The organism is Pseudomonas sp. MF6396, from assembly GCF_002018915.1.
GTDB classification, from domain to species: domain Bacteria; phylum Pseudomonadota; class Gammaproteobacteria; order Pseudomonadales; family Pseudomonadaceae; genus Aquipseudomonas; species Aquipseudomonas palmensis.
In genome coordinates this window covers 183628-208489 of record NZ_MVOK01000006.1, presented here as the reverse complement: position 1 = coordinate 208489, position 24862 = coordinate 183628, and the positions used below count along the sequence as shown (strand labels likewise).

Below are 24862 nucleotides of genomic sequence, written 5' to 3'. Positions count from 1 at the left end.
TCAGGTCATTTGCCGTCGCTGCCGGTCACGTTCTCGGCGCCACGGGTCAGGTAGTAGGCGCCCAGAATCGGCAGCATGGTCACCAGCATCACCAGCATGGCCACCACGTTGGTCACCGGCACGTCGCGCGGGCGGCTGAGCTGGTTGAGCAGCCAGATCGGCAGGGTGCGTTCGTGGCCGGCGGTGAAGGTGGTCACGATGATTTCGTCGAACGACAGCGCGAACGCCAGCATGCCGCCCGCCAGCAGGGCCGACCCCAGATTGGGCAGCACGATGTAGCGAAAGGTCTGCCAGCCGTCGGCGCCCAGGTCCATCGACGCCTCGATCTGGTTCTGCGAGGTGCGCCGCAGACGCGCGATGACGTTGTTGTAGACGATCACCACGCAGAAGGTGGCGTGGCCCACCACGATGGTGAAGATCCCGGGCTCGATGCCCAGGGTCTTGAACGCCGACAGCAGGGCGATGCCGGTGATGATGCCGGGCAGGGCGATGGGCAGGATCAGCATCAGCGACAGGCTCTCCTTGCCGAAGAAGCTGCGCCGGTACAGGGCCGCGGCGGCCAGGGTGCCAAGCACCAGGGCGATCAGCGTGGCCAGGCACGCCACCTGCAGCGACAGCTTGATCGACTCGAGCACGTCGGGGCGCGAAAACGCCACGCCGAACCACTTGAGGGTCAGGCCCCGGGGCGGAAAGCTGAAGGCCGCGTCTTCGGTATTGAAGGCGTACAGCACGATGATCAGGATCGGAAAGTGCAGGAACAGCAGCCCGCCCCAGGCGGCCAGGCGCAGCCCCGGCGAGGCGTTGTCAGAGTGCATCGAAGGCTCCCAGGCGTTTGACGAGGGTCAGGTACACGGCGATCAGCATGATCGGTACCAGGGTGAAGGCGGCGGCCATCGGCATGTTGCCGATGGCGCCTTGCTGGGCGTACACCATGCTGCCGATGAAGTAGCCGGGCGGGCCCACCAGCTGCGGCACGATGAAATCGCCCAGGGTCAGCGAGAAGGTGAAGATGGAGCCGGCGGCGATGCCCGGCACCGCCAGCGGCAGGATCACCTGCACGAACGTCTGGCGCGGGCGTGCGCCAAGATCGGCCGAGGCGTGCAGCAGCGAGGGCGGCAGGCGTTCCAGCGCGGCCTGGATCGGCAGGATCATGAACGGCAGCCAGATGTACACGAACACCATAAAGCGCCCCAGGTGCGAGGTCGACAGGGTGCTGCCGCCCACCCCGGGAATGCCGAGCAGCCATTGCAGCAGTGGCTCCAGGTTCAACTGCTGGACGAACCACTGTGCCACCCCGCCCTTGGCCAGCAGCAGGGTCCAGGCATAGGCCTTGACGATGTAGCTGGCCCACATCGGCATCATCACCGCGATGTAGAAGAACGCCTTGGTGCTGCCGCGGGTGTAGCGGGCCATGTAGTAGGCGATGGGAAACGCCAGCACCGCGCTGGCGATCGACACTGCCACCGCCATGCCCAGAGCACGCAGGATGATGTCGAAGTTGGATGGCTGCAGCAGCGCGGCAAAGTTGGCCAGGGTCAGCTCGGGCGTCACCGCCATGGTGAAGTCGTCGAAGGTGTAGAAACCTTGCCACAGCAGCGCCAGCAGCGAGCCCAGGTAGATCGCGCCGAACCAGATCAGCGGCGGTATCAACAGCATCGCCAGGTACAGGTTGGGGCGACGGTAGAGCAGGGTGGCCAGGCGCCGCATCATCTCAGCGGCCCTCGTCGAACACGGTTTCGCGCAGCGCGGTCATGGCCTCGCGCGGCCAGTGGGCGTGCAGGCGCTGGCCGGGCTGCCAGGGGGCGGCGTCGGCATGCCACTGGCTGTTGGCCTGGCTCACCGCCAGCAACTGGCCGTTGTCCAGCTGCAGTTCGTAGCGGGTGCTGCTGCCCTGGTACTGGATATCGTGCAGCACGCCGCTGAGCTGGAGGACGTCGCCCGGGATGGCCGACGCGCTCAGGCGAATGTGTTCCGGGCGGATCGAGAACGGCTGCGGGCTGGCCACCAGGTGTTGGGCCAGCTCGCCGCGCAGCACGTTGGAAGTGCCGACGAACTCGGCAACGAAGGGGGTGGCCGGTTGCATGTAGAGGTTGCGCGGCGTGTCGACCTGTTCGATGCGCCCGCGGTTGAACACCGCAACGCGGTCGGACATCGACAGCGCCTCGGTCTGGTCGTGGGTGACGAAAATGAAGGTGATGCCCAGCTGGCGCTGGAGCTTCTTCAGCTCGCCCTGCATCTGCTCGCGCAGCTTGAGGTCCAGCGCGCCGAGGGGCTCGTCCAGCAGCAGTACCCGGGGACGATTGACCAGCGCGCGGGCCAGGGCCACGCGCTGGCGCTGCCCGCCGGACAACTGCACCGGCTTGCGCTCGCCGTAGCCGGCCAGGGCCACCATGCCCAGGGCCTCTTCGGCACGGGCATGGCGCTGGACCTTGGCCACGCCCTTGACCTTGAGCCCGTAGGCCACGTTGTCGCGCACGTTCATGTGCGGGAACAGCGCGTAGTCCTGGAAGACCGTGTTGACGTCGCGCTGGTAGGGCGGCAGGCCGGCGGCTTCCACGCCGTGGATGCGAATCGAGCCGTGGCTGGGTTGTTCGAACCCGGCGATCAGGCGCAGGCAGGTGGTCTTGCCCGAGCCCGAAGGGCCGAGCATGGAGAAGAACTCGCCGTCTTCGATGTCGATGCAGACCCGGTCGACGGCCTTGACCTCGCCGAACAGGCGGGACACTTGGGTGAACTGTACGGCTGGGGGCATGCGAGGTACTCCACGGTTCTGCGAGGACGGTGCGCTCGCTTTGCCGTCAAGGCCGGCCCTGCAGGTGTGCGAGTCGCCTGCAGGGGCCGGCCTTGACGGCGAAGAGGCCCTAACGGCCGCCCATGATCGCGATGTAGTCCTGGGTCCAGCGGCTATAGGGCACGAACTTGCCCCCTTGCGCCTGCGGCGTGCGCCAGAACGCGATCTTGTCGAACAGGTCGAAACCGTTGGTCTTGCACCCGTCGGCCCCCAGCAGTTCGCTGCCCGAACACGCCGCCGGCACCACCGGCAACGAGCCGAACCACGCCGCCACGTCGCCCTGCACCTTGGGCTGCAGCGACCAGTCCATCCATTTGTAGGCGCAATTGGGGTGCTTGGCCTCGGCGTGCAGCATGGTGGTATCGGCCCACCCGGTGGCGCCTTCCCTGGGGATGGTCGAGGCCACCGGCTGCTTGTCGGCCTTGAGCCCGTTGACCATGTAGCCCCAGGAGCTTGAAGCCGCCACGCCTTCGTTCTTGACGTCGCTCATCTGCACGGTTGCGTCATGCCAGTAGCGGTGAATCAGGGGGCGTTGCTGGCGCAACAGGTCGAGCACCGCCTTGTACTGGGTTTCGTTGAGCTCGTAGGGGTTGTCGATGCCCAGTTCCGGCTTGGCCGTCTTCAGGTACAGCGCCGCATCGGCGATGTAGATCGGCCCGTCATAGGCCTGCACACGGCCCTTGTTCGGCTTGCCGTCCGGCAGGTCCTGCGGCTCGAACACCACGCCCCAGCTGGTGGGCGCCTGCTTGAACACCTCGGTGTTGTACAGCAGCACGTTCGGCCCCCACTGGTACGGCGTGCCGTAGACCTTGGCGTCGACCACGTACCAGGGGCCGTCCTTCAGGCGCGGGTCGAGGTGCTTCCAGTTGGGGATCAGGTCGGTGTTGATCGCCTGCACACGCTTGCCGGCAATCAGGCGCAGCGAGGCATCGCCCGACGCGGTCACCAGGTCGTAGCCGCCCTTGGTCATCAGGCTGACCATCTCGTCGGAGGTGGCGGCAGTCTTGACGCTCACCTTGCAGCCGGTGTCCTGCTCGAAACCGCTGACCCAGTCGTAGGCCTTGTCGCTCTCGCCGCGCTCGATGTAGCCGGGCCAGGCCACGATGTCCAGTTGCCCTTCGCCGGCACCCACGGCCTTGAGCGGCTCGGCGGCCTGCAGGCTGGCGCTGGCGAGGATCCCGGCGCCCAGGGCGCCAAGCAATGCGGTGGTGTGCACAAGCATGATGTTCCCTCTTTTATTGGAATTGTGCAGGGGCAGTGATGACGGTGCTGCAGCGGTGCATTCCCTACTAGCGTAGTGCGTTCCCGCGAATGCAACATCCAGAAGCAAATGCGCAGCGTGACGACGCAGGTCAGGCTTTACTCTGGCGTTTCATTTCCTGTTTGAGGACGTCCAGATGAACACCCGAGGTTTGCTCGACCAGTTGCTAAAGTCCGGCCAGGAGCTGCTGCAGAACCAGGCCGGCAAAGGTGCCAGCGCCAAGCCAGGGGGCAGTGGCGGGCTGGGTGGGTTGCTCGGCGGCGCCGGTGGCGGTGGCCTGGGCGGGCTGCTCTCCGGTGCCGGCGGTGGTGCGCTGGCGGCGGGCGCGATGGGCTTGCTGCTGGGCAACAAGAAGGTGCGCAGCCTGGGGGGCAAGGCGCTCACCTATGGTGGCCTGGCCGCCCTCGGTGTGCTGGCCTACAAGGCCTACGGCAACTGGCAGGCCCAGCAGGGCAGTGCGCCGCAGCGCGAACCACAGACCCTCGATCGCCTGCCAGCCGCCCAGGTCGAATTGCACAGCCAGGCCATCCTCAAGGCGCTGGTGGCTGCGGCCAAGGCCGACGGTCATGTCGACGAGCGCGAGAAGGCGCTGATCGAAGGCGAGTTCGTCAAGCTCGACAACGACCACGAGCTGCAACAGTGGCTGCATGCCGAACTCAACCGACCGCTGGACCCGGCCGACGTCGCCCGCGCCGCCACAACGCCGGAAATGGCGGCCGAGATGTACATCGCCAGCGTCATGCTGGTGGACGAGGAACACTTCATGGAGCGCGCCTACCTCGACGAGCTGGCCAAGCAGCTCAAGCTCGACCCGGCCCTCAAGGCCGAGCTGGAAAAACAGGTTCGCCAGGCCTGAGTCAGCAAATGCGGGCATATGGCCATCGCGCAGGCCATTTTGCCCGAGCCGTCTTGATCCAGAGCGCGTGCAGATAAGGTGCGTGGGCTATAATCTGCGCATTTTTCTGCTCGCGTAGAATCCTTGAGGGCTGACTGTGAAGAACTGGACATTGCGCCAACGCATCCTGGCGAGCTTCGCCATGATCATTGCCATCATGCTGTTGATGGTGGTCGCTGCCTACTCGCGCCTGGTGGCGATCGAGTCCAGTGAGGAGGCGGTGCGTTCGGACAGCATCCCTGGCGTGTACTACAGCTCGATGATCCGCAGCGCCTGGGTCGACAGCTACGTCAACACCCAGCAGTTGCTCGGCCTGAGCAACCACCGCGAGCTGACCAATGCCGACGCCGAGCTGTACAAGAGCTTCGAGGATCGCCTCAAGCAGAACATGGCCGATTACCAGAAGACCATCCAGTCCACCGAAGACCAGTCCAGCTACGAGGAGTTCGTGCGCCTGGAGCAGGGCTACCTGAAGCTGCTCGACAGCGTGCTGGAGGCCTACCGGCAGAAGAACTACGCCGAGGCCCAGCGCCTGCTGCAGGACAGCATGACCCCGGCCTGGAACGAGGGCCGCAAGCACCTGAACACGGTGATCGAAGGCAACCGGGTGTCGGCCGAGCAGGCCACCGGTGCCATCGTCAGCGCGGTGACCACGGCCAAGGTCAGCATGATGATCTCGCTGGTGCTGGCGATCATTGCAGCCGGCATCTGCGGCCTGATGCTGATGCGCGCCATCACCGGCCCCATGCAACTGATCGTGCGGGCGCTGGACAAGCTGCGCGGCGGTGACCTCAGCGTGCGCCTGAGCCTTGACCGCAAGGATGAATTCGGCGCGGTGGAAACCGGCTTCAACGAAATGATGAGCGAGCTGACCACGCTGGTGTCCCAGGCCCAGCGCTCGTCGGTGCAGGTCACCACCTCGGTGACCGAGATTGCCGCCACCTCCAAGCAGCAGCAGGCCACCGCCACCGAAACGGCCGCCACCACCACCGAAATCGGTGCCACCTCGCGGGAAATCGCCGCCACCTCCCGGGACCTGGTGCGCACCATGACCGAGGTCACCAGCGCCGCCGACCAGGCTTCGGTACTGGCCGGCTCCGGCCAGCAGGGCCTGGCGCGCATGGAAGAGACCATGCACCAGGTGATGGGCGCGGCCGACCTGGTCAACAACAAGCTGGCGATCCTCAACGAGAAGGCCGGCAACATCAACCAGGTGGTGGTCACCATCGTCAAGGTCGCCGACCAGACCAACCTGCTGTCGCTCAACGCCGCCATCGAGGCCGAGAAGGCCGGCGAATATGGCCGCGGCTTTGCCGTGGTGGCCACCGAAGTGCGCCGCCTGGCCGACCAGACCGCCGTGGCCACCTACGATATCGAACAGATGGTGCGCGAGATCCAGTCGGCGGTGTCGGCCGGGGTGATGGGCATGGACAAGTTTTCCGAGGAAGTGCGTCGCGGCATGGCCGAGGTGCAGCAGGTGGGCGAGCAACTGACCCAGATCATCCACCAGGTGCAGGCGCTGGCGCCACGGGTGCTGATGGTCAACGAAGGCATGCAGGCCCAGGCCACCGGTGCCGAGCAGATCAACCATGCACTGGCGCAGCTGGGCGATGCCAGCAGCCAGACCGTGGAGTCGCTGCGCCAGGCCAGTTTCGCCATCGACGAGCTGAGCCAGGTAGCGGTCGGCCTTCGTGGTGGTGTGTCGCGGTTCAAAGTCTGAAGCCCCGATGAGCGACCTTCAGTCACGCCGCGACACTTCGGTGCCTACGCCAGGGCGCCTGTTCCTGGTATTTCGTATCGGCGAGCAGCGCTTTGCCCTGGACACCCATGAGGTAGTGGAGGTGCTGCCGCGCCTGCCACTCAAGCCCATCGCCCACACCCCGCGCTGGGTGGCGGGGGTGCTGGCGCATCGCGGTGCGCTGGTGCCGGTGATCGACGTGGGCGACCTGGGGTTCGGCACCCCGGCGCCGCTGCGTACCAGCACCCGGCTGGTGCTGGTGCACTACCGGGGCCAGGCGCAGGCCGAGCCGCAGTTGCTGGGCCTGATCCTGCAGCAGGCCAGCGACACCCTGCGTTGCCACCCCGACGAGTTTCGTCCCTATGGCGTCGACAACCACCAGGCCCCCTACCTGGGGCCGGTGCGCGAAGATGCCCAGGGCCTGATGCAACGCATCAGCGTCCAGGACCTGCTGACCGACCAGGCCCGCGCCTTGCTGTACCCGCCCGTGGAGGTGCAGCCATGAGCGACGAGCAGCGGTTCTTTCGATTCTTGCAAGAGCGTATCGGCCTGGATGTCGCCTCGGTTGGCGCGCCGATGGTCGAGCGGGCCCTGCGCCAGCGCTGTGCTGCCCTGCAGGCCCGCGACCTGGACGACTACTGGGTGCGCCTGCAGCAGTCGACCCCGGAGCAGCAGGCGCTGATCGAAGCGGTGATCGTGCCTGAAACCTGGTTCTTCCGTTATCCCGAGTCGTTCAGCGCGTTGGCCGGGCTTGCCCTCAGGCGCCTGGCCGAGCTCAATGGCACCCGGCCGCTGCGGGTGCTCAGCCTGCCGTGTTCGACCGGTGAAGAGCCCTATTCGATTGCCATGGCCCTGCTCGATGCCGGTATCGCCGGCCCCGGGTTTCGCGTCGACGGCATCGACATCAGCCCCAACTCGATCGCCCGCGCCGAACAGGCGGTGTATGGCCGCAACTCCTTTCGCGGCAGTGACATCGCCTTCCGCCAGCGCCACTTCAGCGAGGTGGAGCAGGGCCATCGCCTCGACGAGCGGGTTCGCCAGCAGGTCGAGCTGCAGGTGGGCAACGTGCTCGACCCGGCGCTGCGCACCCGCAGGGGCAGCTACGACTTCGTCTTCTGCCGCAACCTGCTGATCTATTTCGATGTACCCACCCAGCAACGGGTGTTCGACGTACTGAAAAGCCTCACCCATGAAGACGGCGTACTGTTCATCGGCCCGGCCGAAGGCAGCCTGCTGGCACGCATGGGCATGCGCCCGCTGGGTATCGCGCAGTCGTTCGCCTATGTACGGCATATCCCGCAGGAGCCGCCCCCAGTGCTTTCGCCGCCGCCCCCGATGCCTGCACCCAGTCCACGGCGGGCGCCTGCGCCGTTGGCGCGCCGTGCGCCAGCCCCGGCACCGCAGCCTGCCCGGGTTGCGCCCCCAGCCGCCGGCAAGCCCGGCGCCGAACAGCTGCTGGCGCAGATCGCCACGCTGGCCAACGAGGGCCGCAGCGACGAGGCACGCGCGGCCTGCGAACGCTATCTGCAGCAGCATGCACCGGATGCGCAGGTGTATTACTGGCTGGGCCTGCTCAGCGATACCGCCGGCGATGCGGCCCAGGCCGTGAGCCACTACCGCAAGGTGCTGTACCTGCAACCCCAGCACCCCGAGGCCCTGGCGCACCTGGCGGCGCTGCTGGCGTCCCAGGGCGATGAGGTGGGCGCCCGGCGCCTGCAGGAGCGTGCGGCGCGCCGAGAGCGCAGCGAGCGGGAGCCTGAACGATGAGCGGCCAGGCAGAGCTGGGCGTGATGGCCGCCACGGTCGAGGCCATCGACGATTGCTGGAACCGTATCGGTGTGCACGGCGACAAGAGCTGCCCGTTGCTGGCCGAGCATATTCACTGTCGCAACTGCCAGGTGTACGCGGCAGCGGCCACGCGCCTGCTGGACCGCTATGCGCTGGCCCAGGACGCCCATGCGCAGACGCATGTGCAGGCACCGGTGAGTGTCGGGCGCTCGCTGTTGCTGTTTCGCCTGGGCGAGGAATGGCTGGCCCTGGCGACCCGCTGCCTGGTCGAGGTGGCGCCGCTGCAGCCGGTGCACTCCTTGCCGCACCAGCGCTCGCGGGTGCTGCAGGGGGTGGCCAATGTGCGCGGTGCGCTGGTGCCGTGCCTGTCGCTGGGCGACCTGCTGGGGCTCGAGCCTGGCAGCCCGGTAGCGGTGTCGGCGCGGGTCATGCCACGCATGCTGATCCTGGGTGCCAGCGGCGGCGCCGTGGTGCTGCCGGTGGACGAAGTGGACGGTATCCATGCCCTCGACCCCGGGCAGCCGGCCAGCGACACCGCCACCGATGCACGCTTCACCGAAGCGGTATTGCAATGGCGCGGTCGCAGCGTGCGGGTGCTGGATGAAGAACAGCTGTTGTCTGCCGTGAACCGGAGCCTGTCATGACCCCAGAGCAAATGCGCGACGCTTCGCTGCTCGAGCTGTTCAGCCTGGAGGCCGAGGCGCAGACCCAGGTGCTCAGCGCCGGCCTGCTGGCCCTGGAACGCAACCCTACCCAGAGTGACCAGCTCGAGGCCTGCATGCGCGCCGCCCACTCGCTCAAGGGCGCGGCGCGCATCGTGGGGATCGACGCCGGGGTCAGCGTCGCCCACGTGATGGAAGACTGCCTGGTCGAGGCCCAGGAAGGCCGCCTGCGCCTGCGCCCCGAGCACATCGATGCGCTGCTGCAGGGCACCGACCTGCTGATGCGCATCGCCACCCTGGGCGGTGCGGCCACCGAGGCGGCGGTCCAGGCCTTCGTGGTGCAGATGGCCGTGCTGCTCGATCCGGCCAGTGCGCTGATGGCGACGGGGCCGGCAATCGGCGACGCGCCCGAGCCGACGCAGAATCCTGAACCCGCACCGGCTGCGCCGCAGCTGGTGCCCCCGGCGCCCGAGCCTGAGGCGCTCGCGCAACCGGAGGCGTCTGCCGAGCCCGTGGCCCTTGCGCCGGGCAAGCGCAGCGAAGGCGGCGAGCGGGTGCTGCGGGTCACGGCCGAGCGCCTGAACAGCCTGCTCGACCTGTCCAGCAAGTCGCTGGTCGAAACCCAGCGCCTGAAGCCCTACCTGGCCACCCTGCAGCGCCTCAAGCGCATGCACGGCCAGAGCATTCGCGCCCTCGATACGCTCAAGGCCGAGCTGGACACCGGCGGCCAGCGACCGGAGGTGCAGGAAGCGCGGGCGCAGGCCCAGCGCCTGCTCGGCGAAACCCGCGAGATGCTGCAGCAGCAGGCCGCCGACCTGGACGAGTTCGGCTGGCAGGCCAGCCAGCGCGCGCAACTGCTGTACGACACCGCGCTGGCCTGCCGCATGCGCCCGTTCGCCGACGTGCTCAACGGGCAGAGCCGCATGGTTCGCGACCTGGGGCGGTCGCTGGGCAAGCAGGTGCGTCTGGAGATCGAGGGCGAAAAGACCCAGGTCGACCGTGACGTGCTGGAAAAACTCGAGGCGCCGCTCACCCACCTTCTGCGCAACGCCGTGGACCACGGTATCGAACTGCCCGAGCAACGCCTGCTGGCAGGCAAGCCGGCCGAGGGCCTGATCCGCCTGCGCGCCTCGCACCAGGCCGGCCTGCTGGTATTGGAACTGAGCGATGACGGTGGCGGCGTCGACCTGCAACGCCTGCGCCACAGCATCGTCGAGCGCCAGTTGTCGCCGGCCGACACCGTGGCGCAGATGAGCGAAGCCGAACTGCTGACGTTCCTGTTCCTGCCGGGGTTCAGCCTGCGCGACAAGGTCACCGAGGTTTCCGGGCGCGGCGTGGGGCTCGATGCGGTGCAGCACAGCGTGCGCCAGTTGCGCGGCTTCATCGACCTCAGCCAGCACAGCGGGCAGGGCAGCCGCTTTCACCTGGAGGTGCCGCTGACCCTGTCGGTGGTGCGCAGCCTGGTGGTCGAGGTGGGGGGCGAGGCCTACGCCTTCCCGCTGGCGCATATCGAACGCACCCTGGACCTGCCCGCCGAGGCCATCGTGCAGATCGAGGGGCGCCAGCATTTCTGGCATGAAGGCCGGCACATCGGCCTGGTGGCCGCCTCCCAGTTGCTCAACCGGCCGCCCAGCCAGGCGGCGGAACAGGCCATCAAGGTGGTGGTCATCCGTGAGCGCGACACCCTGTATGGCGTGGCCGTCGAGCGTCTGATCGGCGAGCGCGTGCTGGTGGTGATGCCGCTGGACGCGCGGCTGGGCAAGGTGCAGGACATCTCGGCCGGGGCCCTGCTCGATGACGGCTCGGTGGTGCTGATCGTGGACGTCGAGGACCTGCTGCGCTCGGTCGAGAAGCTGCTCAGCACCGGCCGCCTGGAACGTATCGAGCGCGGCCAGCGCGCCGCCCGCGAAGCGACGCGCAAGCGCGTGCTGGTGGTGGATGACTCGTTGACCGTGCGCGAGTTGCAGCGCAAGCTGCTGACCAACCGCGGTTACGAAGTGGCCGTCGCGGTGGACGGCATGGACGGCTGGAACGCCTTGCGCAGCGAGGATTTCGACCTGCTGATCACCGACATCGACATGCCGCGCATGGACGGCATCGAACTGGTCACCCTGCTGCGCCGCGACAGCCGGTTGCAGTCGTTGCCGGTGATGGTGGTGTCGTACAAGGACCGCGAGGAAGATCGTCGTCGTGGACTGGACGCCGGGGCCGACTACTATTTGGCCAAGGCAAGTTTTCATGATGATGCCTTGCTGGAAGCCGTGGTGGAGCTTATCGGGGGAGCCCAGGGATGAAGATCGCCATCGTCAACGACATGCCCCTGGCCGTGGAGGCCCTGCGCCGGGCATTGGCGTTCGAGCCGCAGCACGAGGTGATCTGGGTGGCCGGCAATGGCGCCGAGGCGGTGCAGCGCTGCGCCGAGCACACCCCCGACCTGATCCTGATGGACCTGATCATGCCCGTCATGGACGGCGTGGAGGCCACGCGCCAGATCATGGCCCGGACCCCTTGCGCCATCGTGATTGTCACGGTCGACCGCCAGCAGAACGTGCACCGCGTGTTCGAGGCCATGGGCCACGGCGCCCTGGACGTGGTCGACACCCCGGCGGTAGGCGCCGGCAACCCGCGTGAGGCGGCCGCGCCGCTGTTGCGCAAGATCCTCAATATCAGCTGGCTGATCGGCCAGCACGGCAGCAACCGCGTGCGGGCAGTGGCAGCCCCGCAGCGCCAGGGGGCACAACGTCAGCGCCTGGTGGCGATCGGTTCCTCGGCCGGTGGCCCGGCGGCGCTTGAGGTGCTGCTCAAGAGCCTGGAGCAGGATTTCAACGCGGCCATCGTGCTGGTCCAGCACGTCGACCAGGTGTTCGCCGCCGGCATGGCCGAGTGGCTGAGCAGCGCCTCCGGCCTGCCGGTACGCCTGGCCCGCGAGGGCGAAGCACCCCAGCCCGGGCAGGTGCTGCTGGCCGGCACCAACCACCATATCCGCCTGTTGAAGGACGGCACCCTGGCCTACACCGCCGAACCGGTCAACGCGATCTACCGCCCTTCGATCGATGTGTTCTTCGAGAGCGTGGCGCGCTTCTGGCAGGGCGATGCGGTGGGCGTACTGCTGACCGGCATGGGCCGCGATGGCGCACAGGGGCTCAAGCTGATGCGCGAGCAGGGCTTTCTGACCATCGCCCAGGACCAGCAGAGCAGTGCGGTCTACGGCATGCCCAAGGCGGCTGCGGCCATCGATGCCGCCGTCGAGATACGTGCGCTGGAGCGCATTGCGCCGCGCCTGATGGAGATTTTTTCGAAATGACGATGTGTAATGAACCAAACCGGTCGTTCGCCAGGGAGCAGGGCGCGCATGAATGATCTACCGCTCGTGGGGTTCCCGACCACCAATGAAAACTCGGCGATGGTGCTGCTGGTCGACGACCAGGCGATGATCGGCGAAGCCGTGCGTCGCGGCCTGGCCAACGAGGCCAACATCGACTTCCACTTCTGCGCCGACCCGCATCAGGCCGTCGCGCAGGCGATCCGTATCAAGCCCACGGTGATCCTGCAGGACCTGGTCATGCCCGGCCTCGATGGCCTGAGCCTGGTGCGCGAGTACCGCAGCAACCCGGCCACCCAGGACATCCCGATCATCGTGCTGTCGTCCAAGGAAGACGCGCTGGTCAAGAGCGCCGCGTTCGCCGCCGGGGCCAACGACTACCTGGTCAAGCTGCCCGACAACATCGAGCTGGTCGCGCGCATCCTGTACCACTCGCGCTCCTACCTCACCCTGCTGCAGCGTGACGAAGCCTATCGGGCGTTGAGGGTCAGCCAGCAGCAGTTGCTGGACACCAACCTGGTGCTGCAGCGGCTGATGAACTCCGACGGCCTGACGGGGCTGTCCAACCGCCGGCATTTCGACGAGTACCTGGAACTGGAATGGCGCCGGGCCATGCGTGACCAGTCGCAGCTGTCGTTGCTGATGATCGACGTCGACTATTTCAAGGCCTTCAACGACTCGTTCGGCCACCTGGCCGGGGACGAGGCGCTGCGCCAGGTGGCCGAGGCGATTCGTGCCTCGTGCAGCCGGCCCAGCGACCTGCCGGCACGCTACGGTGGCGAGGAATTCGCCCTGGTGCTGCCCAACACTTCGCCGGGCGGGGCGCGGCTGGTGGCCGAGAAGCTGCGCCAGACCGTGGTGGGCCTGGCCATCGCGCACAACATGCCGCAGGCGGGCAGCGTGCTGACCATCAGCATCGGCCTGGCCACCCACACGCCGGCAGTCGGCAGCCATTGCCGACAGTTGATCTCGGCGGCGGACAAGGGCCTGTACCAGGCCAAGAATGGCGGGCGCAACCAGGTCGGGGTGGCCTGACAGACCGCCATCGCGGGTCAAGCCCGCTCCCACGGGCATCGTGCCGCCCTTGTGGGCGGCTTGACGCGATCAGGCGCCGGCTTCTCCAAAGGCCGCCCGACGGGCTGCCGCGCACCTGCAGACTCGTTTATACTCTCCGGCTTTTCACAGAATACGCACGAGAGCTGCCCGCCCATGGAAATCCAACCGATCCTGAACACCATCAAGGACCTGACCGAGCGCTCCGAATCCATTCGGGGGTATCTTTGACTACGATCACAAGCATGACCGCCTGATCGAAGTCAACCGCGAGCTCGAAGACCCGAACGTCTGGAACAAGCCCGAGTACGCCCAGGAACTGGGCCGCGAACGCGCCATGCTGGCGCAGATCGTCGACACCCTGGACGAACTGTCCGGCGGCCTGGTCGACGCCCGCGAGCTGCTCGACATGGCTGTCGAGGAGAACGACGAAGGCGCCGTCAATGACGTCGTCGAAGTGCTCCAGGGCCTGGAAGACTCCCTGGCCCAGCTTGAATTCCGTCGCATGTTCAGCGGCGAGATGGACATGAACAACGCCTACTTGGACATCCAGGCCGGTTCCGGCGGCACCGAGGCCCAGGACTGGGCCAACATCCTGCTGCGCATGTACCTGCGCTGGGCGTCCAAGCGTGGTTTCGACGCCACCATCATGGAACTGTCCGAAGGCGACGTGGCCGGCATCAAGGGCGCCACCGTGCACATCAAGGGCGAGTACGCCTTTGGCTGGCTGCGCACCGAGATCGGTGTGCACCGTCTGGTGCGCAAGAGCCCGTTCGACTCCGGCGCACGCCGCCATACTTCGTTCTCGGCGGTGTTCGTGTCCCCCGAGATCGACGACAAGGTCGAAATCGAGATCAACCCGTCCGACCTGCGTATCGACACCTACCGCTCCTCGGGTGCCGGCGGCCAGCACGTGAACACCACCGACTCGGCGGTGCGTATCACCCACGTGCCGACCAACACCGTGGTCAGCTGCCAGAACGAACGTTCCCAGCACGCCAACAAGGACACCGCCATGAAGATGCTGCGGGCCAAGTTGTACGAACTGGAGATGCAGAAGCGCAACGCCGCGTCGCAGGCCCTGGAAGACAGCAAGTCGGACATCGGCTGGGGTCACCAGATCCGTTCGTACGTGCTCGACGCCTCGCGGATCAAGGATCTGCGCACCAACGTCGAACGCAGCGACTGCGACAAGGTGCTCGACGGCGATATCGACGAGTACCTGGAAGCCAGCCTCAAGCAGGGGCTGTAAGTTTCGCGACCCGCTACAAGACCCTCGCCTGCGGGCGGGGGCAATGAACCCCTGATGGAAAATGTGACCACATGAGCGACCTCAAACTCGACCCGCAAGACCTGCAACAGGAAGAAAACACCCTGATTGCCCTGCGCAAGGAAAAGCTTGCCGCAGAGCGCGCCAAGGGCAACGCCTTCCCCAACGACTTCCGCCGTGACAGCTACTGCAACGACCTGCAGAAACAGTATGTCGACAAGACCAAGGAAGAGCTGGAAGCTGCAGCGATCCCGGTCAAGGTTGCCGGTCGCATCATGCTCAACCGTGGCTCGTTCATGGTGATCCAGGACATGACCGGGCGCATCCAGGTCTACGTCAACCGCAAGACCCTGCCCGAGGAAACCCTGGCAGCGGTCAAGACCTGGGACCTGGGCGACATCATCAGCGCCGAAGGCACCCTGGCCCGTTCGGGCAAGGGCGACCTGTACGTCGAGATGACCAACGTGCGCCTGCTGACCAAGTCGCTGCGCCCGCTGCCGGACAAGCACCACGGCCTGACCGACACCGAGCAGCGCTATCGCCAGCGCTACGTCGACCTGATGGTCAACGAGGAAACCCGCCACACCTTCCGTGTGCGCTCGCAGGTCATCAACCATATTCGCAACTTCCTCATCCAGCGCGACTTCCTGGAAGTGGAAACGCCGATGCTGCAGACCATCCCCGGTGGCGCTGCGGCCAAGCCGTTCGAAACCCACCACAACGCGCTGGACATGCCGATGTTCCTGCGCATCGCGCCGGAGCTGTACCTCAAGCGTCTGGTGGTCGGTGGTTTCGAGAAGGTCTTCGAGATCAACCGCAACTTCCGTAACGAAGGCGTCTCGACCCGGCACAACCCCGAGTTCACCATGCTCGAGTTCTACCAGGCCTACGCCGACTACGAAGACAACATGGACCTCACCGAAGAGCTGTTCCGCGAGCTGGCGCAGCTGGTGCTGGGCAGCACCGACGTGCCGTACGGCGACAAGGTGTTCCACTTCGGCGAGCCGTTCGTGCGCCTGTCGGTGTTCGACTCGATCCTCAAGTACAACCCCGAGCTGACCGCCGACGACCTCAACGACATCGACAAGGCCCGCGCCATCGCCAAGCAGGCCGGCGCCAAGGTGCTGGGCTTCGAAGGCCTGGGCAAGCTGCAGGTGATGATTTTCGAAGAGCTGGTCGAGCACAAGCTGGAGCAGCCGCACTTCATCACCCAGTACCCGTTCGAAGTGTCGCCGCTGGCCCGTCGCAATGACCAGAACCCGAACGTCACCGACCGCTTCGAACTGTTCATCGGCGGCCGCGAGATCGCCAACGCCTACTCCGAGCTCAACGATGCCGAGGACCAGGCCGAGCGCTTCATGGCCCAGGTGGCCGACAAGGACGCCGGCGACGACGAGGCCATGCACTACGATGCCGACTTCGTGCGCGCCCTGGAGTACGGCATGCCGCCCACTGCCGGTGAGGGCATCGGTATCGACCGCCTGGTGATGCTGCTGACCAACTCGCCGTCGATCCGCGACGTGATCCTGTTCCCGCACATGCGCCCGCAGGCCTGAGTGTCTTGAACAAGCCGCCTCTAGGGGCGGCTTTTTCATGTCTGCGACAAGCTGATCGATCAGTCAGCATTCAACGAGGTAGACCCCAGTGACGACTGCAATGGCTCAACAAGGTGCTGCTGGCGTGGCCACAGCGGTAGCCGAAAGTGTTCAGTACCAGGGGCGCAAGGCCAGCCGCCAGGGCAGCGAGCAGCGCCGTCAGCAGATCCTCGACGCGGCCATGCGCATCATCGTGCGCGATGGCGTGCGCGGCGTGCGCCACCGTGCGGTGGCCGCCGAGGCCGGTGTGCCGCTGTCGGCCACCACCTACTATTTCAAGGACATCGAAGACCTGCTCACCGACACCTTCGCCCAGTATGTCGAACGCAGCGCGGCCTACATGGCCAAGCTGTGGGAAAACACCGAGGTGCTGTTGCGCCAGCTGATCGCCAAGGGCGACGGCAGCCCCGGCGCCCGCGCGCAGCTGGCCGACGAAGTGGCGAAGATGGGCGCCGAGTACGTGCAGCGCCAGTTGCACAACCGCCGCGACTTTCTGATGGCCGAGCAGGCGTTTCGCCAGGAAGCGCTGCTGTGCCCGCGGCTGGCCGAACTGGTGCGCCTGCATGCGCAGATCCTGCTGCGCGGCACCTGCCAGCTGTTGCAGGTGGTGGGTTCGCGCCAGCCACAGCAAGATGCCATAGTGTTGACGGCCATCATCGAGCAGATGGAATATCAGGGCCTGCTCGATGCTGCACAACCCCAGGCCGAAGCGCAGATGCTCGCTATCCTTACCCGATACCTGCATCTGGTGCTGGCATCGGCCTGAGGCTCTACCTAATTCAAGGAGTATCGGATGAAAGCCTGGCGTGTGCTGTTGGCCCTGTCGTTTGTGCTGTTGAGTGGTTGCCTGGTGACGTTCAACGAGCCGATCCCGACCAACCAGCCGGCGCCCAAGGCCCTGCTCGGCAAATGGACCAGCAAGGACGCCTGGGGCGAGCCGCTGACGTTGCAGATCAGCCGCAGGGGCGACAACGCCTACAAGGCGGTGGCCACCGCCAAGGGCAAGAAGCCTGAAACCTACGCCTTCACCGTGGCCCGCCATGGCAACCGCTGGTACCTCTCGGCCGCCGTGCCCAAGCGCCTGGGGGGCAACTTCCTGATCGGCGGGTTCGAGGTGATCGACAACAAGCAACTGGTGATCTACAACCTGGATGTCGAGCAGATCAACCAGGCCCTGAAGAACAAGGAACTGAGCGGTCGCGCCATCGAGATACCGGAGGAAAACGGCCAGGGCGTGCTCATCGACAGCCCGGCGGCGCGGGTGCTGGCCTACCTGGACGACCCGGCCAACTCCGACCTGTTCATCGAAGTCGCACGTTTTCAGCGGGCCGGCAAGTAGGCTGGCCAACACAAGGAGTTTCGGGTGGACGAGTACCAGCAGACGATACGCACCCTGTCTGATCGCATTGTCCTGGCGCAAACCCCCATTCGCGTACTCGATGCGGTGAAATGGGACGACAGCATTCGCCAGGGTTTCCTCAAGGCCAAGGGCCGGGAAATGCCGGCCGTGGACCGCGCCTACTATCAGGGCAGGCCCTTGTCGTTCGACTCCAGCGCGGTGAAGCTCGAGTTCCAGAACATCGAGCGCGACATCACCCGCCAGCTCGGCCAGTTCAACCCGGTCGGGCAGATCATGCGGCGCATGTGCAAGGAATACCGCATGGTGGTGCGCATGCTCGAGGCGCGCGGCACCGAAGACTTCGGCCTGATTTCCCAGGAGCTTTACGGCGCCGCCTCCGACGCCTTCCATGCCGGCGACCCGACCCTGGCCGACCTGGGCCTGATGCTCTCGGACTACCTGAACAACATCGACGGGCGCGGCGACCTCAAGGACGAACCCAAGGACCTCACCGCCAAGCAGGCCGTGGAGCTGCTCCAGGGCCGCCTGAACAAGGTGTTCGGCGAGGCCGAGGAAACCATCCGCGTGTTCGAGTCCGACGGTATCGTCGCCGACGCGGCGGCGGGCGCCGACTATATCAAGATCCGCAGCGACGCGATGTTCAACAGCCGCGACGTGCGCGCGCTGGAGGTGCATGAAGGGCTGGTGCACGTGGGCACCACGCTCAACGGCCTCAACCAGCCGATCTGCACCTTCCTGGCCAAGGGCCCGCCCTCGTCGACGGTGACCCAGGAAGGCCTGGCGATCCTGATGGAAGTGATCGCCTTTGCCTCCTACCCCAGCCGCCTGCGCAAGCTCACCAACCGCACCCGCGCCATCCACATGGTCGAGGAGGGGGCGGACTTCATGCAGGTGTACGAGTTCTTCCGTGCCCAGGGGTTTGAAATGGCCGAAAGCTATGGCAATGCCAGCCGCGTGTTCCGCGGCTCGGTGCCCAATGGCCTGCCATTCACCAAGGACTTGTCCTACCTCAAGGGCTTCATCATGGTTTACAACTACATTCAGTTGGCCGTGCGCAAGGGCAAGCTGGAGCAGATTCCGTTGCTGTTCTGCGGCAAGACCACCCTGGAAGACATGCGCACCCTGCGCCAACTGGTCGATGAAGGCCTGGTGGAGCCACCCAAGTACCTGCCCGAGCAGTTCCGCGACCTGAACGCGCTGTCGGCCTGGATGTGTTTTTCCAACTTCCTCAACCACCTGAGCCTGGACCGGATTGAAGCCGATTATTCGAACATTCTCTGAGCACTGGCGGGTCGGGCTGCTGGCCGCGCTGCTGAGCCTGGCCGGCTGCAGTTCGCTGTTGTTCTACCCCGAGCGTGGCCTGCCGTTCACGCCCGAGAAGGCCGGGCTGGCCTACCGCGACGTGAGCCTGACCACCGAGGACGGCACGCGCCTGCACGGCTGGTGGTTGCCGGCCAAGGCCGGGGTGCCGGTCAAGGGCACGGTACTGCACCTGCATGGCAATGGCGGCAACCTGGCCTGGCATCTGGGCGCCAGCTGGTGGCTGCCCGAGCAGGGCTACCAGGTGCTGCTGGTGGACTACCGGGGGTACGGGGTGTCCCAGGGCGAACCGACCCTGCCGGCGGTGTACCAGGACATCGCCGCGGCTCTGGACTGGTTGCAGCAGGCTCCCGAAGTGCAGGGCAAGCCGCTGGTGCTGCTGGGGCAGAGCCTGGGCGGGGCGATGGGCATTCACTACCTGGCGCAGCATCCCGAGCAGCGCCAGCGCTTCAAGGCCCTGGTGTTCGACGGGGTGCCGGCCAGCTACCGCAAGGTGGGCCAGTTTGCCCTGAGCACTTCCTGGCTGACCTGGCCGTTCCAGGTGCCGTTGTCGTGGCTGGTACCCGATGGCGACAGCGCCATCGGGTCGATCGACCAGCTGAGCACACCGCCCAAGCTGTTCTTCCACAGCATCGACGACCCGATCGTGCCGTTGGCCAACGGCCTGGCGCTGTACCGCGCCGCGCCGCCACCGCGGGTTCTACAACTGACCCGTGGCGGGCATGTGCAGACCTTCGCCGACAAGACCTGGCGCCAGGTGATGCTGCGCTTTCTGGATGACCCCGAGCATTTCAACGGGCTGCGGCGCTTGGCCGAAGTCCCCAATTACCCTGACGAGAAGTCGCAATGAGTGAAGAACGCAACGCCATCCCGCTGATCATTACCGGTATCTGCAGCATCATCGGTACGGTGGGCGTGCTCTGGTACTACGGCTACCTGCATTTCGCCAAGCCCCAGGATGCACTGTTGCTGGCCGACTACACCATGCTCAAGACGGTGCCGGGGGAGGACTACAAGATCTCGCTCAAGCCGGCGGCGCAGGTGGCGCAGTGCATCGATGGCGTGCTGGTGCTGTTCGACACCGAACAGAAGGGCCTGACCGGCGTGCTGGTGGACAACCGCAAGCAGGCGGTGCGCTGCATGGGGCAGGAGACGCCCCAGCAGGTCCAGCAGTAAGCGGTTCCCGGTACGCCGCGTGAATACCTGCGGCGTACCGGGCACGCGTCAGCTACGTGACGAAGGGCCCGGGCGCGGCTCGCGCAGAATGGTCCTGGTCAGTTCCATGCGGGCCTGTTCGACCCGTTTCATCAAGGCCTGGTAGGCCGCGCGGTATTCGCTGCTGTTGAGCGACAGCATGTCCGGCAGCGCTTCGTGCAGGCCCAGCCGACCACTCAGGTGCAGGATGTCGCGCAGGCGCGCCTGTTCATCCTCGCTCAAGGGCGGCGGCAGTTCTTCGTTGCTGACGGCGTCCAGGTATTCGCTGATTCGATCCCGCCAGCGGTTGACCTGCTCCAGTTGCGGTGACGCGGCAAAATCCAGGTAGCGCTGCCAGTAGGCCTGCCCATAGAGGTAGTCGGGCAACTGGCTCATCTGGGAGCGCAACACGGCCTCGCAGGCTTCATCGAGCATTGCCGGGGTAACCCAGCGGGTGTAACCGGTGAAGGCCTGGGTGGCCGGCTGGTCGCGCAGCCCCAGGCGCGTGGTCAACGCGATCCTGAAGTGCAGTTCGATTTCGCTGTAGTCGATCTGGTGCCCTAGCCGTTCCCAGCCCGGCAGGTTGGCGCTGACATGCTCGCGCAGGCGCAGTGCGCGCCAATGGCTGATCGCCATGTCGATCAGTTCGCCCTCGGCTGCCGCATCGCCCACGCTGGCCAGCGCCAGGTCGGCGTGCAGCAGGTTTTCCAGTTGCGAGAACACCACCGCATCGCGGTCGATGCAACTCACTGCCTCGAGCGCCACCTCATACAGGGTTCTGCGCAGGTCCTGGCCGAAAGCCCCCCGGATCAATGCCTGGATTCGCGTGCGCATTGCCGTGTGCCTTGGCGGCAAGGCGTGCAGACGGTCCTGGCGCAGCAGCAAGGCGAAGAACTCGATCACCGCCGAGCCGTTGTCTTCGAGCAATTGCCGGGCCCGTGCCTGATCGTCAGCGGACATGCCTTCGAACAGGCGCGGTGCGTCGCGCAGTGCCGTGGCGTGGCGCACCGAGGCCGGTTCGACGTCGGTGGAGCCCTGCGAGTCGGAGCTCCCGGCGCTGGATGCATCGGAGTCCTGCAGCGTGTTGCCCGTGGCGATCATGTCGTCCTCGAACCGCTGGTGCTGTGATTCGGGCAGGTACTCGTATGCCATGCGCAGGCCGCGTACAAGGCCGGCCCCTTCGGGCACGCTGGCAATGGCCAGCCCGCGCAGGTCGGCGTTGTGCACCCGGGGCAGCCGCTCAAGGCCCGTGGGCCACTGGTCGACGGGCGAGGCCAGGTACGACAGGTCGAGCTCTTCCAGGGCCTGCAGGCGGGTCACGTCCGGCATGCGTGAAAGCGGGTTGGCGGACAGGTCGAGGCTGACCAGGCGCTGCAGGCCACCCAGATCGATGATGTCCTGTTCGCTCAAGCTGATGAGGTTCTGCGCCAGGTTCAGGGTGTGCAGGTGCGTTGCCTGCTGCAGTGCGGCGAAAACGCCCTGTTCGAAGCGCGCGCTCGAGCCCTGCAGGGTCAGAATGCGCAGCGAGTCGCGGGTCAGCAGACGGGTCATGTGCTGGGCCGTCCAGCTGAAGTCGGGCACGTCGATGTCGTTCAGGATCAGGGTCTGCAAGCCGCTCAGGGTGCCCAGTTCGGCCAGGCGGGTCGGGGTCAGCCGGGTACGCGACAGGTTCAGGTGGCTGAGCCGGTGCAGGTTCTCCAGACCTTGCGGCAGCTCGGTCAGGGGCAGGTTGACCAGTTCCAGCCTGTGCAGGTTCGGAAAGCGCTGCACGAAGGCTGCCAGGCCGTCGATGCGCGGTGTATCCAGGACCCTCAGCGCCACCACTGCCGGCAACGTCACCGACAACGGTGGCAACGCCTGCTGGCTGTCGATGCGAACCTCGTCCCGCCGGCGCAGAATGCGACATTCCCAGGCCCGCACCAGCTGCTGCGCCACCTCTGTGCGCTCGGCGTGGGCAGTGGCATCGGCACTTTGCTCGACCCACCGGTCCAGGCTGCCATCGAGTTGCAGGCGCTCCTGTTCCAACTGCGTCACGTGCGCGCCGATGGGCTGGTTCTGGCTGAGCAGGTGGGCGATGTAGGCATTGACGTAGCGGCGCGCAATGGGCAGCCGATGGTGGCTGATCAGGCGTTCGAGGCGGGTATGCAGTGGTTCGCGGTTGAACATGTTCTGCTCGCCACGGCTGGGGCTGCGTTGGGCCGGGGCATTGGCGGTGGTGGTCAACCAGCTTCTTTGCACCGGCAGGCCCAGCAGCAGGCGGGCGCGGGTAGGGCGCGCCAGCGCCATCTCCATCAGGCGCTGGTGCAGGCGCTGCGGCTCGTTGAGTCCGAAGCCCAGCCGCGCGCTGCGCGACTCGCCCAGTGCATGCAGCAATGCGCGGTAGAACCCGAACTCGCTGGTGTCCTGGGCCAGCAGCACCTGGGTCGCGCTGATTGCGTGCCAGCCCTCGTCTTCATCCAGGTACACCGAGGTGGTATCGACATCGGTCTGGCCCAACGCTGCAAGCGGGGTGCCGAACCGTGCGCCGCTGCGCAGCAGCAGCGCGGTACCGGCCGGCCAGTGGTCCAGGTGTTCGAGCAGGCGCACGGCCAGGATGAAGGTGTCCTGGTTGATCGAGGCCGGCTGGGTAAAGCCCTCCAGGGCATTGCTCAGGCGCGCGTCATGGTCGAGGGCACGCGCCTGCTCGGCCACGTCCAGAGGCAGGGGCAGCGGCGGGGTCGCCTGCAGCGGGGCATAGATGCGCTGGCGGTTTTCGTCCAGCAGTCGTTGCGCGACACTCAGTGGCAGGTTCGGATAGCGTTGCTGGAGCTCCAGCACCGCATGATCGGTATCCAGTTGTGCCAGTTCGAAGCGGTGCAAGGCGATCGCCCGATTGAGCCGAGGTGACCAGGCATCGTACAGGTCGGCCGGCGGCGGGTTGCAGCCAGTGGTGCAGGGAGTGGCGGTGTCGCCGGGGGGAGGGGTCGAATCGCCGCTGCGACGGGTTCGCCTCGATGCCGGTTCCTTGCCCAGATAGACGGCCACGGCCTGGTAGAAGGCCTGCAGCTGGGGCACATCATCGATTGCGGGTACCGCCAGCCCCTGGGCGATCAGGGCCATGCTGCGCGTTACCTGGTCCTGAATGCGTGCCCGCTGCAGCACATGCACCAGCAGCGCGGGCGCGGGTCGGTCGCGCAGGTACATCTGGCGCAGGCTTGAATTGTCAGCCCCGCTGACGCGACCCAGCTCCAGCAGGCGCGCATCGTCGAAGCCGGCCGCGAGCGGCCCCATGCGACGCAGCAGCGACAGGCGTTCCCAGCGCTGGGGCTGCTCGTGGCGATGGTGCCAGGCTCCGGCACCGTTGTGGTACAGAGGCGGGCAGTAGGCATCCTTGTCGGTGGGGTGGCGTATCTGCCAGTGGCCCTCGGGGGCCTGCTCCACCCGGTAGAACGCCTGGTTGATCATGATCGCCTTGTGCGCGCCCTGGGTGTAGAGCCCCATGGCATCCGGTTGCCCGGTCGGGGAGCTGGCGGCGTCAAGGCGGTAACTGCTCAGGTCGGGTAGCCAGCGCCGATAGTCGGCGGGTGCCGGCTTGATCACACGCAGCGGTGTGACCCACTGCGAAGGTGCCTGGCCTTCGTCTTCCTCGGTGCAGCACAGGCCCGCGCCGGCGCCGATCAGCAGATGCGCTTCGAGAGCGCTGGCGAACGGGGTGCACAGGGTGTTCAGGCTGTCGGCCTGCTGCGGTGTGGTCGGGATCAGCAGGCGCGCATCGTCGAGCAGGCGCTCGATCATGTGCTTCTGCACGAACCAGCGCAGCCCCTGGTCCAGGGCGCTGGTGTCCATCGGCAGGTCCAGCATCGCGTCGCTGGCCTGCCAGCTGCTCACCACCCGCTGCTGGTGACGCAGGGGGATGAAGCGCAGAAAGTACTGCTGGAAGGCGGTGCTCGCCAGCGCGCCACGCAGGTTGGAAAAGAAGTGCGTGCGCGAGGGGTACTGCTTCAGCGGGTGCTGCGGGTGGCCCGGCATGTACGCGACGCACGGGGCATCGTCCACCGGCGGGCCGAGCAGAAGGATGCCGGGCACCAGCAGGTCGTCGAACAGCCTGAGCGATGCGCACACCGTTACATCCGGGCCGAAGTACGGGCCCTGTTGCGGGAACTCCACCGAACCGTCCGGATAGGCGCCGATGATCCACTCGAGCAGCTGCCTGCCTTGCCTGCCCAGGTGGCCCCGGATGTGCGCGATGCTGTATTCCTCGCGCAGGGTCGCCAGGTAGGCATCCTGCTTGGCGTCAAGCAGCGTACGGCGCTGGAGCATGGCCTGCAGGTAGGTCAGGTAGACCTCGTCCAGGCTCCTGCGCTGCTGCACGCGATGGAACACCTGTGCGGTGACGGTGGCGAAGTCCTTCGCAGACAGGTCCAGAAGGTTGTAGGTGTACAGGCTCTGAACCTGCGCGAATGCCTGCGTTGCCCGCCGTCGGGCCAGTCGGCCCAGTACCTGGTACTGGTGCAGCTGGCGTCGTTGCTCGGGGCTGGCCTGCTGCAGCCAGGCCGGTTGCTCCTGGGTTTCAAGCGGCGAGAACAGGGTATCGAATTGACGCACCTGCGCGTCGGTGTTGGAAGTGGGCATGG

19 protein-coding genes and 1 pseudogene are annotated in these 24862 nt (G+C 66.3%); 15 read left to right on the top strand and 5 right to left on the bottom strand.

Going from position 1 to position 24862, the window contains the following annotated elements; translation table 11 throughout:
* Positions 1–5 precede the first annotated feature (5 nt).
* From MF6396_RS08590 to ydcS, 4 genes are all read right to left on the bottom strand, one after another.
* Entirely contained in the window at positions 6–815 is an 810-nt protein-coding gene (locus MF6396_RS08590; protein ID WP_043863200.1) for an ABC transporter permease, read from the bottom strand.
* Positions 805–1710 (bottom strand): ABC transporter permease, encoded by a 906-nt coding sequence (locus MF6396_RS08585; protein WP_078480088.1) that lies wholly within the window; start codon positions 1708–1710, stop codon positions 805–807. Before MF6396_RS08585 ends, MF6396_RS08590 begins: the two co-directional genes overlap by 11 nt.
* A 1-nt stretch (position 1711) precedes the next feature.
* Positions 1712–2752: an ABC transporter ATP-binding protein gene (locus MF6396_RS08580; protein ID WP_078480087.1), complete on the bottom strand. Its 1041-nt coding sequence runs from the start codon at positions 2750–2752 to the stop codon at positions 1712–1714.
* 109 nt (positions 2753–2861) lie between these two features.
* On the bottom strand, positions 2862–4013 hold the full coding sequence (gene ydcS, locus MF6396_RS08575; RefSeq protein WP_058541467.1) for a putative ABC transporter substrate-binding protein YdcS: 1152 nt from the start codon (positions 4011–4013) through the stop codon (positions 2862–2864).
* A 175-nt stretch (positions 4014–4188) separates the two neighbouring features.
* Between ydcS and MF6396_RS08570 the strand changes: the two genes are divergently transcribed.
* The 15 genes and pseudogenes from MF6396_RS08570 to MF6396_RS08505 all read left to right on the top strand — a co-directional run bounded on the left by MF6396_RS08570 (position 4189) and on the right by MF6396_RS08505 (position 20231).
* Positions 4189–4908: a tellurite resistance TerB family protein gene (locus tag MF6396_RS08570; protein ID WP_078480086.1), complete on the top strand. Its 720-nt coding sequence runs from the start codon at positions 4189–4191 to the stop codon at positions 4906–4908.
* Between the two features lie 181 nt (positions 4909–5089).
* Positions 5090–6667, top strand: coding sequence for a methyl-accepting chemotaxis protein (locus MF6396_RS08565; RefSeq protein WP_231390573.1), 1578 nt, complete (start codon positions 5090–5092; stop codon positions 6665–6667).
* Between the two features lie 7 nt (positions 6668–6674).
* Complete coding sequence (locus tag MF6396_RS08560) at positions 6675–7190, top strand: chemotaxis protein CheW (protein WP_043863206.1); 516 nt, start codon at positions 6675–6677, stop codon at positions 7188–7190.
* Positions 7187–8452, top strand: coding sequence for a CheR family methyltransferase (locus tag MF6396_RS08555; protein WP_078480084.1), 1266 nt, complete (start codon positions 7187–7189; stop codon positions 8450–8452). Before MF6396_RS08560 ends, MF6396_RS08555 begins: the two co-directional genes overlap by 4 nt.
* Positions 8449–9117 (top strand): chemotaxis protein CheW, encoded by a 669-nt coding sequence (locus tag MF6396_RS08550; protein WP_043863208.1) that lies wholly within the window; start codon positions 8449–8451, stop codon positions 9115–9117. The genes MF6396_RS08555 and MF6396_RS08550 overlap by 4 nt, the downstream gene beginning before the upstream one ends.
* Positions 9114–11429, top strand: coding sequence for a hybrid sensor histidine kinase/response regulator (locus MF6396_RS08545; RefSeq protein WP_078480083.1), 2316 nt, complete (start codon positions 9114–9116; stop codon positions 11427–11429). Before MF6396_RS08550 ends, MF6396_RS08545 begins: the two co-directional genes overlap by 4 nt.
* Positions 11426–12439 (top strand): chemotaxis response regulator protein-glutamate methylesterase, encoded by a 1014-nt coding sequence (locus MF6396_RS08540; protein WP_043863210.1) that lies wholly within the window; start codon positions 11426–11428, stop codon positions 12437–12439. Before MF6396_RS08545 ends, MF6396_RS08540 begins: the two co-directional genes overlap by 4 nt.
* Positions 12440–12487: 48 nt before the next feature.
* Positions 12488–13556 (top strand): annotated as a pseudogene (locus MF6396_RS08535) (diguanylate cyclase).
* Positions 13557–13666: 110 nt separating this feature from the next.
* Positions 13667–14762 (top strand): peptide chain release factor 2 gene (gene prfB, locus MF6396_RS28195; RefSeq protein ID WP_100633065.1). Its coding sequence is split into 2 segments (ribosomal slippage): positions 13667–13738 and positions 13740–14762, totalling 1095 coding nucleotides; the frame shifts between segments, so codons are not numbered across the junction.
* Positions 14763–14833: 71 nt separating this feature from the next.
* Positions 14834–16336: a lysine--tRNA ligase gene (lysS, locus tag MF6396_RS08530; RefSeq protein WP_043863213.1), complete on the top strand. Its 1503-nt coding sequence runs from the start codon at positions 14834–14836 to the stop codon at positions 16334–16336.
* A 100-nt stretch (positions 16337–16436) separates the two neighbouring features.
* Complete coding sequence (locus tag MF6396_RS08525) at positions 16437–17141, top strand: TetR/AcrR family transcriptional regulator (protein ID WP_043863214.1); 705 nt, start codon at positions 16437–16439, stop codon at positions 17139–17141.
* A gap of 27 nt (positions 17142–17168) precedes the next feature.
* Entirely contained in the window at positions 17169–17714 is a 546-nt protein-coding gene (locus MF6396_RS08520; protein ID WP_078480082.1) for a hypothetical protein, read from the top strand.
* Positions 17715–17738: 24 nt separating this feature from the next.
* Positions 17739–19016 (top strand): flavohemoglobin expression-modulating QEGLA motif protein, encoded by a 1278-nt coding sequence (locus tag MF6396_RS08515; RefSeq protein WP_043863216.1) that lies wholly within the window; start codon positions 17739–17741, stop codon positions 19014–19016.
* Entirely contained in the window at positions 18988–19905 is a 918-nt protein-coding gene (locus MF6396_RS08510) for an alpha/beta hydrolase (RefSeq protein ID WP_058541471.1), read from the top strand. The genes MF6396_RS08515 and MF6396_RS08510 overlap by 29 nt, the downstream gene beginning before the upstream one ends.
* Positions 19902–20231: a hypothetical protein gene (locus MF6396_RS08505; protein ID WP_043863218.1), complete on the top strand. Its 330-nt coding sequence runs from the start codon at positions 19902–19904 to the stop codon at positions 20229–20231. Before MF6396_RS08510 ends, MF6396_RS08505 begins: the two co-directional genes overlap by 4 nt.
* A 48-nt stretch (positions 20232–20279) precedes the next feature.
* Here the strand turns inward: MF6396_RS08505 and MF6396_RS08500 are convergent, their stop codons facing one another.
* Positions 20280–24860 carry an NEL-type E3 ubiquitin ligase domain-containing protein gene (locus tag MF6396_RS08500; RefSeq protein ID WP_078480081.1) on the bottom strand — a complete coding sequence of 1527 codons (4581 nt, stop codon included), beginning with the start codon at positions 24858–24860 and terminating at the stop codon, positions 20280–20282.
* Positions 24861–24862 lie beyond the last annotated feature (2 nt).